11 protein-coding genes and 2 pseudogenes are annotated in these 16243 nt (G+C 69.4%); 7 read left to right on the forward strand and 6 right to left on the reverse strand.

All coding sequences use genetic code 11. The annotated features are described in order from the left end of the window. Positions 1 to 111 precede the first annotated feature (111 nt). The gene (locus QZM15_RS25150; protein ID WP_226225921.1) at positions 112 to 1074 is read left to right on the forward strand and encodes an ion channel; all 963 of its coding nucleotides are present in this window, start codon (positions 112 to 114) and stop codon (positions 1072 to 1074) included. A gap of 71 nt (positions 1075 to 1145) precedes the next feature. Here QZM15_RS25150 and QZM15_RS25155 read toward each other — a convergent pair. Next, a pseudogene (locus tag QZM15_RS25155) lies at positions 1146 to 1217 on the reverse strand (glutathione S-transferase); the annotation flags it as partial. A gap of 81 nt (positions 1218 to 1298) precedes the next feature. On the opposite strand from QZM15_RS25155, the gene QZM15_RS25160 reads away from it, so the two are divergent. The 4 genes and pseudogenes from QZM15_RS25160 to QZM15_RS25175 all read left to right on the forward strand — a co-directional run bounded on the left by QZM15_RS25160 (position 1299) and on the right by QZM15_RS25175 (position 7426). After that, the gene (locus QZM15_RS25160) at positions 1299 to 1481 is read left to right on the forward strand and encodes a lysozyme inhibitor LprI family protein (protein WP_226225923.1); all 183 of its coding nucleotides are present in this window, start codon (positions 1299 to 1301) and stop codon (positions 1479 to 1481) included. A 49-nt stretch (positions 1482 to 1530) separates the two neighbouring features. Further along, positions 1531 to 1668, forward strand: a pseudogene (locus QZM15_RS25165) (sugar O-acetyltransferase); the annotation flags it as partial. A 1528-nt stretch (positions 1669 to 3196) separates the two neighbouring features. Next, a complete protein-coding gene (locus QZM15_RS25170; RefSeq protein WP_124659232.1) occupies positions 3197 to 3427 on the forward strand; it encodes a hypothetical protein in 231 nt (76 codons plus the stop codon). A gap of 426 nt (positions 3428 to 3853) precedes the next feature. Continuing rightward, positions 3854 to 7426, forward strand: coding sequence for an indolepyruvate ferredoxin oxidoreductase family protein (locus tag QZM15_RS25175; RefSeq protein ID WP_302107467.1), 3573 nt, complete (start codon positions 3854 to 3856; stop codon positions 7424 to 7426). Positions 7427 to 7518: 92 nt separating this feature from the next. Here QZM15_RS25175 and QZM15_RS25180 read toward each other — a convergent pair whose 3' ends face one another. Next, positions 7519 to 9186, reverse strand: coding sequence for a Na+/H+ antiporter (locus QZM15_RS25180; protein ID WP_060010340.1), 1668 nt, complete (start codon positions 9184 to 9186; stop codon positions 7519 to 7521). A 308-nt stretch (positions 9187 to 9494) separates the two neighbouring features. Here QZM15_RS25180 and QZM15_RS25185 point away from each other — a divergent pair, with 308 nt between their 5' ends. Both QZM15_RS25185 and QZM15_RS25190 read left to right on the forward strand, forming a co-directional pair. Next, entirely contained in the window at positions 9495 to 10781 is a 1287-nt protein-coding gene (locus QZM15_RS25185) for an EAL domain-containing protein (RefSeq protein ID WP_059641320.1), read from the forward strand. A gap of 206 nt (positions 10782 to 10987) precedes the next feature. Further along, positions 10988 to 11713, forward strand: coding sequence for a copper homeostasis protein CutC (locus QZM15_RS25190; protein WP_059608800.1), 726 nt, complete (start codon positions 10988 to 10990; stop codon positions 11711 to 11713). Between the two features lie 147 nt (positions 11714 to 11860). On the opposite strand, the gene bioB is transcribed toward QZM15_RS25190, so the two are convergent. From bioB to bioA, 4 genes are read right to left on the reverse strand one after another with little or no spacing between them, the layout of a single operon-like run. After that, positions 11861 to 12880, reverse strand: coding sequence for a biotin synthase BioB (gene bioB / locus QZM15_RS25195; RefSeq protein ID WP_059585403.1), 1020 nt, complete (start codon positions 12878 to 12880; stop codon positions 11861 to 11863). Positions 12881 to 12921: 41 nt separating this feature from the next. After that, positions 12922 to 13641 (reverse strand): dethiobiotin synthase, encoded by a 720-nt coding sequence (gene bioD / locus QZM15_RS25200; RefSeq protein WP_059585402.1) that lies wholly within the window; start codon positions 13639 to 13641, stop codon positions 12922 to 12924. Then, positions 13638 to 14825, reverse strand: a complete 1188-nt coding sequence (gene bioF / locus QZM15_RS25205; RefSeq protein ID WP_302107468.1) for an 8-amino-7-oxononanoate synthase — start codon at positions 14823 to 14825, stop codon at positions 13638 to 13640. The genes bioD and bioF overlap by 4 nt, the downstream gene beginning before the upstream one ends. Next, entirely contained in the window at positions 14822 to 16168 is a 1347-nt protein-coding gene (bioA, locus tag QZM15_RS25210) for an adenosylmethionine--8-amino-7-oxononanoate transaminase (protein ID WP_124659238.1), read from the reverse strand. Before bioA ends, bioF begins: the two co-directional genes overlap by 4 nt. Positions 16169 to 16243 lie beyond the last annotated feature (75 nt).

The raw sequence follows: 16243 nt of genomic DNA on the forward strand, positions 1-16243 counted from the left end.
CGGCCGGTTTTTTTATGGCGGCGCGGCGGATTGCCGTGCCGAACCGGTCCGCATTCCCGGCCGCCGCCGCGCGTGCTACGCTCATCGCCTTCCTGCAACCGGCGCCGCGCGATGAACGTCGATTCGTCCTCCCCAGCCTCCCGCGGCCGTGGCCGCAAGATCTGGTCGGGCACCCGCCCGGTGATCGCGTACGGGATGCCGCCGCTCGGCTGGCGCGACTTCTATCACCGCGCGCTGACGGTGAGCTGGCCCGTGTTCTTCCTGTCGCTCGCGGTGCTGTTCCTGCTGCTCAACAGCGGCTTCGCGGCGCTCTACCTGCTCGGCCAGGCGCCGATCGCGAACCAGTCGCCGGCCGGCTTCGGCGGCGCGTTCTTCTTCAGCGTCGAGACGCTCGCGACCGTGGGCTACGGCGACATGCATCCGCAGACCGTTTATGCGCACCTCGTCGCGACGTTCGAGATCTTCGTCGGGATGTCGAGCATCGCGCTGGCCACGGGGCTCGTGTTCGCGCGGTTTTCTCGGCCGCAAGCGAAGATCCTGTTCGCGCGCCACGCGATCGTGCGGCCGCTGAACGGCCGGATGACGCTGATGGTGCGCGCCGCGAATGCCCGCCAGAACGTGATTGCCGAGGCGCAGGCGAAACTGCGGCTGATGCGCGTCGAAGGCACGCACGAGGGCTACTCGCTGCGCAAGATTCACGACCTGCCGCTCGTGCGCAATGAGCATCCGATCTTCCTGCTCGGCTGGAACCTGATGCACGTGATCGACGAGTCGAGCGCGCTGTTCGGCGAGACGCCCGAGTCGCTCGCCGCGCGCGACGCGCAATTGCTGATCACGATCGAGGGATCGGACGAGACGACCGCCCAGGTCATGCAGGCGCGCCATGTGTGGGTGCATGGCGACATCCGCTGGCATCACCGCTACGTCGACCTGATGCACGACCAGGACGGCATCACGCACATCGATTACACGCATTTTCACGACGTCGTGCCGATCGACGCCGATACCGACGAGCGCGGTTCGCCGGGCGTGGTGATCGACGCGGGTGCGCCGGGGCCGGGCGCACAGGCGTGATCGACGTTGGCCGGGCGCCGCCCCGTTGCACGTCGAGCGTGCAGCAAGCGCGCTGCACGCGTGCGATGCTGCCCCCAACCGAACGCGACGGGGTTGCCCGACGCGCCGGCGAATTTCTCGGCCATCGCCGGTTCGAGGCAGGGAGCGCGCGCCGCCGCTTGGGTACCGCTACCGGATAAACGGCTGTTGACCTTTTGCGACCTTTTTCTGGCGTCTATCTGGCTTTGGCGGCATCGAACAAGGAATTCGCAAAGTATCGCGCGGCTCAATGTGAATTCTCCGCTTCGCTGAGCGGCGGTGGAGCGGGTAACGCCCACGAGATGGGGCGCTTGGCCTGTGTCGCGGCACTCAACGGCGCACGCGTTGAGCAACTGCGCAACGCCGTATCCGACTTGCCGTCGAAGTAGCGCCGAAGCTTACGCCGGCCAGCCCGGCCGGACGACATGCGAACGGACCGGTGCGACGATCGGCGTCGGCGCGACGGTCGGCGAGAACGCCGTGGTCGGCGCGGGTTCGGTCGTGACGCGGGAGGTTCCGCCGGCTACGCTGCTCGGTGGAAATCCGGCGCAGATCATTCGATCGATTACCAAGTGACGGTGGCTGACGGCCTCTTCAGCGGGGAGGTGAATGTGGACAACCGGCCCGCCGACCACTCTGAACGCTGTGGATGCGAACGGTGAGTGTATGGCTGGAGCCAGCATTGGCGGGACTTCCCGGCATTCGACACCGATCGAGGGCAGACGCATGAGCCGACGTTGCCGATGCGCTGGCCGCACATTCCTGCGCGGCGTCGGTTGTGGATATCCCGGTCCCGAATCACTCGCCACGCTGTGCTTTCCATCGGTGAGCGCGATGCAGGGTGTGGACAACCGCGCCCTGAACGACGAAAAATGCTGTGCTTTTGAAGGGTGAGTGTCGGCGACCGATTGCGGGTGAGGCTTGCCTGGTGCGGATTTCCGGGCGTCGAGCGCGCGTCGCGCGGGAATGCGGGGGCGCCGCGCATTCTAACGGCACGCGCGGGTCGGCGATAGATCTGGATGCGTATCGCGGTGTGGATATCTCGTGGCCGAATTCAGTCGCAGCGCTGTGTATTTCAATGGTGAGCGTCGGAGGGGCGACCGAATGGCGTGTCCGTTCGTGATCTTCGGCACCGCTTCGAGCGGTTGCGCATTCTAACCGGACATGCGATCGCGCGTTCCGTTTGAGTTCGTGCACCGATGCGGATAGCCGGTCGCCGAAGCCAGTCGACCTGCTGTGTATTTCAGCGGTGAGGGGGCGCGTGCATGCGGCGCGGCCGCGTCTGCGCGGATCCCGGTCCACGGAGCGCAGCGTGGGCGGGGGGCGCGGCTGTTCGCGCCGAGGCGCCGCCTTCGTGCGACCGGACGCCCATGCTCACCGTTGAATTTCACAGCGTCTCGACTGGCCTCGGGCGCGGTTGTCCACACTCGGATCGGCACCCTGGTTGGATCGTCGCGCCTCGCTCACCGCTGGAACTCACAGTGTTCGGTGTCGTCGCAGGGTCGAGCGATTCGCACCCGAGCCGGCGCACTCGTCTAATCGTTTGCCGTCACTCACCACCGAAATTCACAGTGTTCAGGGTCGTCTCGGGGCGATCTGTCCACATCCGAATGGGTACCCTTGTTCGAGCGCGTGCCGCTGCTCACCATTGAAATTCACAGTGTTCAGAGTTGTCGTGGATCGGGCGGTCCACGCTCGAATTGGCACCCTTGTTCGAGCGCGTGCCGTTGCTCACCGTTGAAATTCACAGTGTTTGGAGTCGTCGTGGAGCGGGCGGTCCACGCTCGAATTGGCACCCTTGTTCGAACGCGCGCCGTTGCTCACCGTTGAAATTCACAGTGTTTAGAGTCGTCGCGGATCGGGCAATCCACGCCTGAATCGGCGCCGTTGTTTGTGCGCTGTCGATGCTCACCATTGGGATTCACAGCGTCTGGAGTCGTCGCGGATCGGGCTGCCCACCCCCGAATCGGCACCGTCGTTCGAGCGCGTGCCATCACTCACCGTCGAAATTCACAGGGCTTTGAGTGTCTGCGGGTGGGTGATATCCACACCCGTACCGACCTCTCGTTCGACTACCCAACAGCACGCACGAAGGGACGGACATGTGGATATCCTGCCGCCGAGCCGACTCGCGCGCCTGTGCATCAGGGAGCTGAGCGCCAACGTCGCGGCGGCGACGCAGGCATCCGGCGGTGTGGATATCTCCTGCCGGCATCGACTCGTCGCGCTGTGGATTTCGACGGTGAGCGTCGCCGTCCGCATGAGCGGCGGACAGATCGAGGTGTGGACATCCGGCGCCCGACGCGACTCGAAACCCTGTGCGATCGAACGGTGAGCGCGATCACCCGCTCGGCCGACAGTCCCGGCATTGTGGACATCCCGCGCCCTCACTCACTCCAAACGCTGTGCATTCCATCGGTGAGCGCGCCGTCGTTTCCCGGCCCAAACCCTTGTCGCACGGGCCCCGAGCGAGCGCCGCCGGGCCCGCGGCCGGCGTCCCGCTCGTCACCCGCGATGTCGACGCAAGCGCTCCCCCATCCCGCCCAACCCCCGACCGCCACCCGCCACCCCGCGCGAAAACTCTCTCAAATCCCGGCAAAAACCTGCGCGGTTTTTCTCGCCGTGCACCGGTCCGAGCAAGATGAGGAAAAACATTCTCGGCCGCGCGCGAAAAAATAGAGCCATTCGCTGCCGCACTCATGCGTCACCCGGCGCCCCGCCGCGCACGGCCCAGAACAGCACTATCCGGAGACTTCCCCCCATGACCGCCCGCCTGCCCGTCGACGGCACGCCTGCCCTGTCCGACTACCGCCTGACCGACAACCTGACCGCGACGCGCGGCCGGATCTTCCTGACCGGCACGCAGGCGCTGATCCGCCTGCTGTTGATGCAGCGCACGGTCGATACCGAACAGGGCCTCGACACGGCCGGCTTCGTCAGCGGCTATCGCGGCTCGCCGCTCGGCATGGTCGACCAGCAGTTGTGGAAGGCGAAGAAACTGCTCGACGCCAGCGGCGTGCGCTTCCTGCCGGCGATCAACGAGGAACTCGGCGGCACGGCCGTGCTCGGCACGCAGCGGGTCGAGGCCGACCCCGAGCGCACGGTCGACGGCGTGTATGCGATGTGGTACGGCAAGGGGCCGGGCGTCGATCGCGCGGGCGACGCGCTCAAGCACGGCAACGCATACGGTTCGTCGCCGCATGGCGGCGTGCTGGTCGTCGCGGGCGACGACCATGGCTGCGTGTCGTCGTCGATGCCGCACCAGAGCGACTTCGCGATGATGGCGTGGCACATGCCGGTCGTGAACCCGTCGAACATCGCCGACATGCTCGAATTCGGCCTGTACGGCTGGGCGCTGTCACGCTATTCGGGCGCATGGGTCGGCTTCAAGGCGATTTCGGAAACGGTCGAGTCGGGCTCCACCGTCGACCTCGATGCGTTGCAGACGCGCTGGCCGGCGCCGGAAGGCTTCACGCCGCCGGCGGGCGGCTTGCACAATCGCTGGCCCGACCTGCCGAGCCTGACGATCGAGGCACGCCTCGCGGCGAAGCTCGACGCGGTCCGCCATTTCGCGCGCGCCAACAGCATCGACAAGTGGATCGCGCCGAGCACGCACGCGAACGTCGGCATCGTCACCTGCGGCAAGGCGCACCTCGACCTGATGGAAGCGCTGCGCCGGCTCGACCTGACGGTGGCCGATCTCGACGCGGCCGGCGTGCGGATCTACAAGGTCGGCCTGTCGTATCCGCTCGAAATGACGCGCATCGAGACCTTCGTCGACGGGCTCGCCGAAGTGCTCGTGATCGAGGAGAAGGGCCCGGTCATCGAACAGCAGATCAAGGACCACCTGTACAACCGCACCGAAGGCGCGCGCCCGCGCGTGCTCGGCAAGCACGACGCCGCCGGCGCGTGCCTGCTGTCCGAGCTCGGCGAACTGCGTCCGTCGCGCATCCTGCCGGTGTTCGCCGACTGGCTCGCGCAGCACAAGCCGGCGCTCGACCGGCGCGAGCGCGTCGTCGATCTCGTTGCGCCGCGGATCCTGTCGAACGAGGCCGACGCGGTGAAGCGCACGCCGTACTTCTGCTCGGGCTGCCCGCACAACACGTCGACGAAGGTGCCCGAAGGCTCGATCGCGCAGGCCGGCATCGGCTGCCACTTCATGGCGTCGTGGATGGAGCGCGATACCACCGGCCTGATCCAGATGGGCGGCGAGGGCGTCGATTGGGCCGCGCACGCGATGTTCACCCACACGAAGCACGTGTTCCAGAACCTCGGCGACGGCACCTACTTCCACTCGGGCATCCTCGCGATCCGCCAGGCCGTCGCCGCGAAGGCGAACATCACGTACAAGATCCTCTACAACGACGCGGTCGCGATGACGGGCGGCCAGCCGGTCGACGGCAGCATCTCGGTGCCGCAGATCGCGCGGCAGGTCGAGGCCGAAGGCGTGTCGCGCTTCGTCGTCGTGTCCGACGAGCCGGAGAAGTACGACGGTCATCACGGGCAATTCCCGACCGGCACGACGTTCCATCACCGCAGCGAACTCGATACGGTGCAGCGCGAATTGCGCGAGACGCCGGGCGTCACCGTGCTGATCTACGACCAGACCTGCGCGGCCGAGAAGCGCCGCCGCCGCAAGAAAGGCGAATTCCCCGACCCGGACAAGCGCCTGTTCATCAACGACGCGGTGTGCGAAGGCTGCGGCGACTGCGGCGTGCAGTCGAACTGCCTGTCGGTCGAGCCGCTCGAGACGCCGCTCGGCCGCAAGCGCCGCATCGACCAGTCGTCGTGCAACAAGGACTATTCGTGCGTGAACGGTTTCTGCCCGAGTTTCGTGACGGTCGAGGGCGCGGCGCTGAAGAAGGCGGCCGGCGCCGCGTTCGACGAAGCGGCGCTCGCCGCACGCGTCGACGCGCTGCCGGTGCCGGCGACGCACCTCGACGCGGCGCCGTTCGACATGCTCGTGACGGGCGTCGGCGGCACCGGCGTCGTGACGGTCGGCGCGCTGATCAGCATGGCCGCGCACCTCGAAGGCAAGAGCGCATCGGTGCTCGACTTCATGGGCTTCGCGCAGAAGGGCGGCTCGGTGCTGTCGTTCGTGCGGATCGCGTCGAGCGACCGCTGGCTGAACCAGGTGCGCATCGACACGCAGCAGGCCGACGTGCTGCTCGCGTGCGACATGGTCGTCGGGGCGAGCGCGGAGGCGCTGCAGACGGTGCGCCACGCGCGCACGCGGATCGTCGTCAACACGCACCGGATCCCGAATGCATCGTTCGTGCAGAACCCCGACGCGAACCTGCATGCGGACGCGCTGCTCGAGAAGATGCATCACGCGGCCGGCGACGGCTACCTGTCGAGCTGCGACGCGCAGGCGCTCGCCGCGAAGTTCCTCGGCGACTCGATCGGCGCGAACATCCTGATGCTCGGCTACGCGTGGCAGCTCGGCCTCGTGCCGGTGTCGCTCGCCGCGATGATGCGCGCGATCGAGCTGAACAACGTCGCGGTGCCGATGAACAAGCTCGCGTTCTCGATCGGCCGGATGGCGGCCGGCGATGCGGCCGGTCTCGACGCGCTGTGGAACGCGCGTCATGCGGTGGCCGCGCACGCCGCGCCGGAGACGCTCGCCGAGCTGATCGCCGATCGCGAAGCGCGTCTCGACGCGTACGGCGGCGCGCGCTACGTCGAGCGCTACCGCGCGCTGGTGAACGCGGCGCAGGCGAAGGGCGACGACACGCTGACGCGCGCGGTCGCGACGACGTTCTACCGGCTGCTCGCGGTGAAGGACGAATACGAAGTCGCGCGGCTGTACGCGGACGACGCGTTCCGCACGGCGCTCGAAGCGCAGTTCGAAGGCGTGCCGGGCCAGACGTACCGCGTGAAGTTCAACCTGGCGCCGCCCGCGGTCGCGAAGGCCGGCAGCGACGGCAGCACGCCGAAGAAGCGCGTGTTCGGCCAGTGGATGTGGCCGGTGCTCGGCATGCTGGCGCGCGTGCGCGGCGTGCGCGGCACGTGGCTCGATCCGTTCGGCCGCACGGTCGAGCGGAAGATGGAGCGCGCGCTGGCCGACGACTACGAGACCACGCTCACGCGTGCGTTCGCCGCGATGACCCCCGGCAATGCCACGCAGGTCGTGCAACTGGCCGACCTGCACGCCCGCGTGCGCGGCTTCGGCCACGTGAAGGTGCGCAATCTGGCCGGCGTGAAGCGCGCGGAACGCGAGCTCGCGTTGCAGCTCGGCATCGACGCGGCGACGAGCGCGGCCGTGCAGCATGCGCTCGACGAGATGAAGGGCGCGGGGATGCTGAAGGGGATTCCGGTCGTCGTCGCGAAGTGACGCGAGCGTGAGTGGACGTGAAAACGGCGACGCGGGTGCGTCGCCGTTTTTTTATGCCCGTCGGCGGCTGCGCGCCGGCCGCGGTCGATCCTTCAAAGAATGCCTTTTTTGCGCGTCGACAGCGCGGTTTCCGACAGGTCGATCTCGCGAAGCAGCTTCGTCAGCGTTTCGTCGGAAATCTTGCTGTCGCTGCGCAGCCGGTACAGCGCCGAGCGTTCCGCGCGCACGGCCGCGATCCGCATCTGCAATTCCATCGTTTCGGCCTGCTTCGCTTCCGCGCGCGGCGTGGGGCCGTCGTCGGCGAGCGCGGCGAGCCGGCGGCGATATTGGTCCATCACGCGTGCGGAGATGTCGGCGCAGCGGGCCGCGCCCGATTCGTCGAGCTCGGCCGAGATCGCGTCGTGCGACGAATCGATCGCGCGGATCGCGGCCTGCGCGGCGGCCGAGCGAGCGATGCGCTCCTCGTCGCCGAGCGGGTTGCGCGACGAGCGCACGCCGCGCAGCAGCAGCGGCAGGCCGATCACCGCGACGATCAGCGAGCCGAGGATCACGGACGACGCGATGAAGATCGCGGTGTCGCGGCCCGGTAGCGGTGCGCCGTCGGACAGCGCGACCGGGATCGACAGCACGCCGGCGAGCGTGACCGCGCCGCGCACGCCGCCCACCGTCATCACCGCGATCGTGCGCACGCCGGCCATCGTGCCGGCGAGGCCGCGACGCGCGGCGCGGCGGCTCGCGAACCAGCGCAGCAGCCACACCCACAGGAAGCGGATCGCGTACAGCGCGAGCATCATCGCGCCCACGTTGAAGATCATGCGGCCGACCAGCACGTCGCTCGTGTGGTGCGCGTCGACGAGCGCGCGGCCGATGATGTGCGGCAACTGCAGCCCGAGCATGATGAACACCATGCCGTTGAACACGAACTCGATCATCGCCCACGTGCTTTCGGCACGCACGCGCGACGCGACGGTGCTTTTGCGGGAGAAGCTCGTGTAGTTCATCATCATCCCGGCCGACACGGCCGCGAGCACGCCCGACAGGTCGAGATGCTCGGCGAACAGGTAGGCCGCGAACGGCACCAGCAGCGTCATCACGATGCCGGGCGCCGGGTCGCCTTCCTGCTCGGCGTTCAGGAAGCGCGTCGACAGCGCGCTGAACAACCACGCGACGATCGCCCCCGTCGCGAGCCCGCCGGCCGCGACGATCACGAACGTGACCGACGCGGCGCGCAGCGAGAACACGCCCGTCAGCGCGGCCGCGATCGCGAACTTCAGCGCGACGAGGCCCGACGCGTCGTTCATCAGCGCCTCGCCTTCGAGAATGTGCATCAGTTGCGGTGGAATGCGACCCTTGCCGGCGATGCCCGACAGCGCGACCGCGTCGGTCGGCGACAGCACGGCCGCGAGCGCGAACGCGATCGGCAGCGGCAACTCGGGAATCAGCCAGTGTGCGAAGTAGCCGACCGCGAGTACCGTCATGAACACGAGCCCGAACGCGAGCATCAGGATCGCGCGGCGCTGCAGGTAAAGCTCGCGCTTCGGAATCCGCCAGCCGTCCGCGAACAGCAGCGGCGGGATGAACAGCAGCATGAAGATCTCGGGGTCGAACGTGACGTGCAGGTTCAGCTTCGGCCACGCGAGCATCGCGCCGAACGCGATCTGCATCAGCGGCAGCGGCAGTTGCAACGGGAGGATGCGCGTGACGGCGCCGGACAGCGCGACGGTCAGCAGCAGAATGAGGACGGTGAAGACGATTTCCATCGAGACGGCGGATGCGGGGAATGAAACGATCGTACGGAGTGTAGCGTGCCGACGTAACGGATGCGTTCGAGCGGCCGGTGCGTGCGCACGGAAACGGTGCGCGGATGGTGCGCCACGATGGTGCGGCGGCGCGGCGCGGCCATGCGGCGCATGGGTTCCGCACGCCTTGCACGGAGCTTGCTTGAAGGTGGGCAGCCGCCCGGCACGTGCCGGGCAACCGAGGGTCCAACCATGACATTGCGCGCGCCGTCCCGGTCGTCGTCCATGACGCCGGACGTCGCGTTCGACTGCACCACCAGGAGGAAGGCATGACGATCGCGCAACAGGAGCGTCCGGCCGCCGCGTCGCCGTACCGGTTCGAGCGGGAGATGAGCTCCGGCTTCGAACGGCTCGCGACGCAGCACCGCGACCTGACGCTCACGACCGTGTTCCAGCCGATATTCAGCCTGTCGCACCAGCGCGCGGTCGGCTACGAGGCGCTGCTGCGCGCGCACGATGCGCTCGACCGCGCCGTGTCGCCGCTCGACGTGTTCGGCGAAGCCGCGCGCCAGGGCGAACTGCTGCAACTCGACCGGCTCGCGCAGGCGCTGCATCTGGAGAACTTCGCGCTGCTCGGCGCCGAGCGCGAGTGGCTGTTTCTCAACGTCCACCCGGGCGTGCTCACCGATCCGTTCCAGGCGGCCGCGCTGCTCGCGAACCTGAAGCGGCTCGGCATGCCGCCGCGGCGCATCGTGCTCGAAGTGCTCGAACAGCGCGCGGACGACGTCGAGCGGCTCGCGGAGGCCGTGCGCGAGTTCCGCACGCACGGCTTCCTGATCGCGCTCGACGATTTCGGCGCGGGCCACTCGAATCTCGAGCGGATCTGGCAATTGAACCCGGACATCGTGAAGCTCGACCGGATCATGCTGTCGCACGCGGCGCACCGTACGGGGCTCACCGCGATCCTGCACGGGCTCGTGACGCTGTTGCACGAGGCCGGCAAGCTCGTGCTCGTCGAAGGGATCGAGACCGAGCACGAAGCGCAGATCGCGCTGTCGTGCGAGGCCGACTTCGTGCAGGGCTACTACTTCGGCCGCCCGGCGCCGGGGCTGCCCGACAGCGCGACCGCGACCGGCTGCATCGGCGAGCTGACCGAGCGCTATCGTCAGCAGACCGAAGCGCGCGAGCGGCGCGACGCGCAGCGGCTCGCACCGTACCTGCGCGCGTTCGAACGGGCCGCCGAGCGCCTCGAGGCCGGCGAGCCGCTCGACGAGGTGTGCTGGAACTTCCTCGCGCTCGACGCGGCCGCGCGCTGCTTCCTGCTCGATGCGCACGGCCGGCAGTCGGGCCGCAACGTCGTGCTGCGCGCCGATCGCGCGCTGGCCGAGGCGCGCTTTTCGCCGCTGGCCGACGCGCAGGGCGCGAACTGGCTGCGCCGGCCGTATTTCCGCTCGGCGATCGCCGAACCGGGGCGCGTGCAGGTCACGCGGCCGTACCTGTCGATCAACGAGGCGCAGCCGTGCGTGACGCTGTCGGTGGCCGTGCGCGTCGGCGACGCGCAGCGCGTGCTGTGCGGCGACATCGACTGGATCGACGAGGACGCGCAAGTCGCGTAGCGAGGTGCGGCTCGCACGCGGCGAGCGGCCGCGCCGTTCCGGTTCGTGCCCGCCACGGCGGTGACGGCGGTGTCCGCGCGCGTCGGCGTGTGGCGCGTGCGGCGCGGCTGAAATACGCGGCGGAAGTACGCGGCCGCCGGCACGCTGGCGTCCGTCACGCGGCTCGGCTAGGATGCGCGAATTGTCCTGACGATTCGCGAGCCGCCATGAACCGACCCGCTGCTTCTTCCGTCCTCCTCGAAGTGATCGCCACGACCGTCGGCGATGCAAGGACCGCCGCCCGCGCGGGCGCCGACCGCCTCGAACTCGTGACCGCGATCACCGAAGGCGGGCTGACGCCCAGCGTCGGCCTGATCGAGGCCGTCGTGGCCGCCGTGCCGATTCCCGTCAACGTGATCGTGCGTCCGCACAGCCGCTCGTTCGTCTATGACGCCGACGACATGCGCGCGATCGAGCGCGACGTGCGTGCGGCCGTCGCGGCCGGCGCGAACGGCGTCGTGTTCGGCGCGCTCGACGCGCGCGGCGACATCGATCTCGGCGCGCTGGCCCGCGTCGCGGCCGCCGCGGACGGGCGCCCGCTCACGTTCCACCGTGCGTTCGACGTCGCGCGCGACCTGAACGCCGCGTTCGATGCGCTGCTGCGCGTGCCGGCCGTCACGTCCGTGCTGACGTCGGGCGGCCATCCGTCGGTGCTCGACGCGGCCGCGACGATCACGCGGCTCGTGCGGCAGGCGGCAGGCACGACCTGCACGGTGCTGGCCGGTTCGGGGCTCACGATCGATGCGGTCGGCGATTTCGTTCGCGCCACCGGCGTGCGCGCGGTGCATTTCGGCTCGGGCGTGCGGCCGCGCGGCGAGGTGCTGGCACCCGTCGACGGGCAGCGCGTCGAGCGCGTGCGCGCGGCGCTCGACGGCGCGGCGTCGCACGTGTGATGCGCACGCCGAAGCTGCGCGTTGGCTCGTCGAGAAAACTCTCGATTCGAGACACGCGGAGCGACCCGGTGCAGACGATCGGATGAAAAAAGCCGGGGCATGCCCCGGCTTTCTCGTTGGCGGGCGCGGCGCGCCGGCCGCTACCGCTTACGCGTGTTCCGCCAGCGCGTCGGCCTGGCTCGCGCGGATGCCGAGGCGCTCGAACAGCGCGCGGTCGCGCTGCGTCTGCGGATTGCTGGTCGTCAGCAACTGGTCGCCGTAGAACATCGAGTTCGCGCCGGCGAGGAAGCACATCGCCTGCATCGCGTCGTCGAGCTGCTCGCGGCCGGCCGACAGGCGCACGACGGCCTTCGGCATCGTGATGCGCGCGACCGCGATCGTGCGCACGAACTCGAACGGGTCGAGCGGCGCGGTGCCTTCGAGCGGCGTGCCTTCGATCGCGACGAGGTTGTTGATCGGCACCGATTCCGGATACGGGTTCAGATTCGCGAGCTGCGAGATCAGCCCCGCGCGTTCGCGGCGCGACTCGCCCATCCCGATGATGCCGCCGCAGCACACGTTGATGCCGGCGTCGCGCACGCGGTCGAGCGTGTCGAGGCGGTCCTGGTACGTGCGCGTCGAGATCACCTGGCCGTAGAACTCCGGCGACGTGTCGAGGTTGTGGTTGTAGTAGTCGAGGCCCGCGTCGGCGAGCTGCCGGGCCTGCTCGTCTTCCAGCATGCCGAGCGTCATGCAGGTCTCGAGGCCGAGCTCCTTCACGCCGCGCACCATCTCGGTCAGCGCCGGCATGTGGCGCTCCTTCGGATTGCGCCACGCGGCGCCCATGCAGAAGCGGCTCGCGCCGTTCGCCTTCGCCGCGCGCGCGGCGTCGAGCACCGCGTCGACGTCCATCAGCTTCTCGGCCTTCAGGCCCGTGTCGTGATGCGACGACTGCGAGCAGTAGCCGCAATCTTCCTCGCAGCCGCCCGTCTTGATCGACAGCAGCGTCGAGAGTTGCACCGCGTTCGCGTCGAAGTGCTCGCGATGCACCTGCTGCGCGCGGAACATCAGGTCGTTGAACGGCAGCTCGAACAGCGCGACGACGTCGGCGACGCGCCAGCGCTGCGGCGCCGGAGCGGCCACGGGGATCGCGTCGGGTTGCACGGCGGCGGTCTGGGCTTGGGTCATTTCTTTTTCCTGTCCTGGGCGGGATTGGGGGATCGGTTGGGTCAAGGCCGCGCGGCGCGCAGCGACTCGACGAGCGCGGCGATGTCGAGCATCGCCGCGGCGGATTCGGGGGCGGCCGGCGTCAGGTGCGCGATGCGGCCGATCAGCGGCGCGCGGTGCTCGCGCGCGAGCCAGTCGCCAATCGTCGCGACGTTCTCGTCGGCGAACGACATCGCCGGGTCGACGTGGTTCGCGACCCAGCCCGCGAGCGTGAGGCCGCGCTGGCGAATCGCATCGGCCGTCAGCAGCGCGTGGCTGATGCAGCCGAGCCGGACGCCGACGACGAGCACGACGGGCAGGCCGAGCGCGACCGCGAGATCGGCGGTGTCCTGCGTGTCATTCAGCGGCACGCGAAAGCCGCCGACGCCTTCGACGACGACCACGTCCGCGCGCGTCAGCGCTTCGCGATGGCACGCGACGATCGTGTCGAGGTCGAGCGTCACGCCTTCGCGCGCGGCGACGATATGCGGCGCGGCCGGCGCTTTCAGCAGGAACGGCGTGCGCAGCTCGGGCGGCAGCACGACGTTCGCGGCGGCGTCGAGCTGGTCGGCGTCCTCGTTGCGCCACACGCCGTCGCGTTCGTACGCGCCGGCCGCGACCGGCTTCAGCGCGGCCGCGCGCAGGCCGTGCCGCGCGAAGCCGTGCAGCATCGCGGCCGACACGAAGGTCTTGCCGATTTCGGTGTCGGTGCCGGTCACGAAGACGGAGAGCGGGGCGGTCATGCTGCGGCCTCCTCGCTGGCCTGGATCAACGCGGCTTCGAGCCTGGCGAGATCGTCGAACGAATGCGCGGCCGACAGCGACACGCGCAGCCGCGACGTGCCGGCCGGCACCGTCGGCGGCCGGATCGCGGGCACCCACAGGCCGTGCGCGTCGAGCGCGCGCATCGCGGCGAGCGTCGCGTCGTTGCTGCCGATCACGAGCGGCTGCACGGCCGTGTGCGAATCGACCGGCTGCCAGCGCGTGTTGCGCAGCAGCGCGCGCGTGCGTTCGATCAGCGCGGCGAGGTGCGCGCGGCGCGCGTCGCCTTCGTCGCCCGCGATCACCTTCAGGCTCGCCGATACCGCGTGCGCGACGGCCGGCGGCGCGGCCGTCGTGAAGATGTAGCTGCGCGCGCGCTGGATCAGCCATTCGATCACGGTTTCGTGCGCGATCACGAACGCGCCGGCGACGCCGGCCGCCTTGCCGAGCGTGCCGACGTACACGAGATGCGGCGAACGCAGCGCGGCGGCCGCGAGCGCGCCGCGACCCTGCGGGCCGAGCACGCCGAAGCCGTGCGCGTCGTCGACGACGAGCCACGCGCCGTGGCGTTCCGCCAGCGCGACGAGTTCGGCGAGCGGCGCAATGTCGCCGTCCATGCTGAACACGGTGTCGCTGACGATCAGCTTCGTTTCCGCATCCGATGCGTCGAGCAGCGCGGCGAGCGCGGCGGTATCGGCGTGCGGATAGACCTGCACGTTCGCGCGCGACAGCCGCATGCCGTCGATCAGCGACGCATGGTTCAGCGCGTCGGAGAAGATCGTCGCGCTCTTGCCGGCGAGCGCGGTCATCGCCGCGAGGTTCGCCATGTAGCCGGTGCTGAAGTACAGCGCGCGCGGCGCGTCGGAGAAGCCGCCCGCGAAGCCCGCGAGTTCGTCCTCGAGCCGGGCGTGCGCGCGCGAATGCCCGCCGAGCAGGTGCGAGCCGCCGCTGCCGGAGCCGTAGCGCTGCGCGCCTTCCGCGAACGCGGCGACGAGCGCCGGATGCGCGGCGAGGCCGAGGTAGTCGTTGCTCGCGAAGCCGACGATCTCGCGGCCGTTCACGGTCATGCGCGCGTCGCACGCGGTGTCGGCGATGCGGCGCACGCGGCGCAGCCCTTGCGCGTCGAGGTCGGCGAGGCCGCGTTGCAGGGTGTCGAGCAGGCTCATCGGCCGAGATCCTCCAGCGTGGCGTCGAGCGTGTCGCGCGTGCGCCGCGCGAGCCACGCGATGTCGTCGTCGCTCATCACGTACGGCGGCATCAGGTACACGGTCGTGCCGATCGGGCGCAGCAGCAGTTCACGTTCGAGCGCGCGCTCGAAGAAGCGCCGCGAGAAGCCACGCGCCGCGTCGCCGTCGAGCGCGACGTCGAACGCGAACAGCGTGCCGCGCTCGCGCAGGTGGCGTACGTGCGGATGGGCGCCCAGCGGTGCGAGCGCCGCGCGCAGCGTCGCCGATTTGCGGGCGTTGCTCGCGAGCACGTCGTCGCGCGCGAACAGGTCGAGCGTCGCGAGCGCCGCGCGGCACGCGAGCGGGTTGCCCGTGTACGAATGCGAGTGCAGGAAGCCGCGCGTCGTGTCGTCGTCGTAGAACGCCGCGAACACGTCGTCGCGCGTGAGCACCAGCGACAGCGGCAGGTAGCCGCCGCTGATCCCTTTCGACAGACACATGAAATCGGGCCAGACGCCCGCCTGTTCGCACGCGAAGAAGGTGCCCGTGCGGCCGCAGCCCACCGCGATCTCGTCGGCGATCAGGTGCACGCCGAATTCGTCGCACAGTGCGCGCAGCCCGCGCACGTACGACGGATCGTGCATGGCCATGCCGGCCGCGCATTGCACGAGCGGCTCGACGATCAGCGCGGCGATCCGGTCGCCGCGTTCGACGAACAGGCGCCGCACGTCCACGAGCGCGCGGCCCGCGACGTCGGCGGCCGTCTCGCCCGGCAGCGCGCCGCGCGCATCGGGCGACGCGACCACGTGAGCGTGGCGGATCAGTGGGTCGTACGCATCCTTGAACAGCGCGACGTCGGTCACGCCGAGCGCGCCGATCGTCTCGCCGTGATAGCTGTTCGCGACGCAGACGAATTCCTGCTTGTTCGCGCGGCCGCGGTTGCGCCACGCGTGGAAGCTCATCTTCAGCGCGATCTCGACGGCCGACGCGCCGTCCGACGCGAAGAACGCATGGCCGAGCGTGCGGGCGGTCAGCGCGTGCAGCCGTTCGGCGAGCTCGATCGCCGGTTCGTGCGTGCAGCCGGCGAGCATCGCGTGCTCGAGCGTGTCGAGCTGGTCCTTCAGCGCCGCGTTGATGTCCGGGTTCGCATGGCCGAACAGGTTGACCCACCACGAGCTGATCGCGTCGAAGTAGCGGCGGCCGTCACGGTCGACCAGCCACACGCCCGCGCCGCGCGCGACGGGGACGAGCGGCAGGCGCTCGTGATGCTTCATCTGGGTGCAGGGGTGCCAGACCGCGCGCAGGCTGCGCGCGACCCAGTCGTCGGTGGCTGGCGTACTCAAGGCGACTCCGGGGGTAAAACGGCCGCGCGGTATCGACGGGCGCCGCGCGGCGGGATACGAAACGCGCAGAGATTA

The organism is Burkholderia sp. AU44665 (assembly GCF_030504405.1).
GTDB lineage: Bacteria > Pseudomonadota > Gammaproteobacteria > Burkholderiales > Burkholderiaceae > Burkholderia > Burkholderia semiarida.

What these genes read in the sequence shown, in the direction of transcription:
- QZM15_RS25150 (WP_226225921.1), top strand. Translation starts at nt 112, where the DNA reads ATGAACGTCGATTCGTCCTCCCCAGCCTCCCGCGGCCGTGGCCGCAAG.
- QZM15_RS25175 (WP_302107467.1), top strand. Translation starts at nt 3,854, where the DNA reads ATGACCGCCCGCCTGCCCGTCGACGGCACGCCTGCCCTGTCCGACTAC.
- QZM15_RS25180 (WP_060010340.1), bottom strand. Translation starts at nt 9,186, where the DNA reads ATGGAAATCGTCTTCACCGTCCTCATTCTGCTGCTGACCGTCGCGCTG.
- QZM15_RS25185 (WP_059641320.1), top strand. Translation starts at nt 9,495, where the DNA reads ATGACGATCGCGCAACAGGAGCGTCCGGCCGCCGCGTCGCCGTACCGG.
- QZM15_RS25190 (WP_059608800.1), top strand. Translation starts at nt 10,988, where the DNA reads ATGAACCGACCCGCTGCTTCTTCCGTCCTCCTCGAAGTGATCGCCACG.
- bioB (WP_059585403.1), bottom strand. Translation starts at nt 12,880, where the DNA reads ATGACCCAAGCCCAGACCGCCGCCGTGCAACCCGACGCGATCCCCGTG.
- bioD (WP_059585402.1), bottom strand. Translation starts at nt 13,641, where the DNA reads ATGACCGCCCCGCTCTCCGTCTTCGTGACCGGCACCGACACCGAAATC.
- bioF (WP_302107468.1), bottom strand. Translation starts at nt 14,825, where the DNA reads ATGAGCCTGCTCGACACCCTGCAACGCGGCCTCGCCGACCTCGACGCG.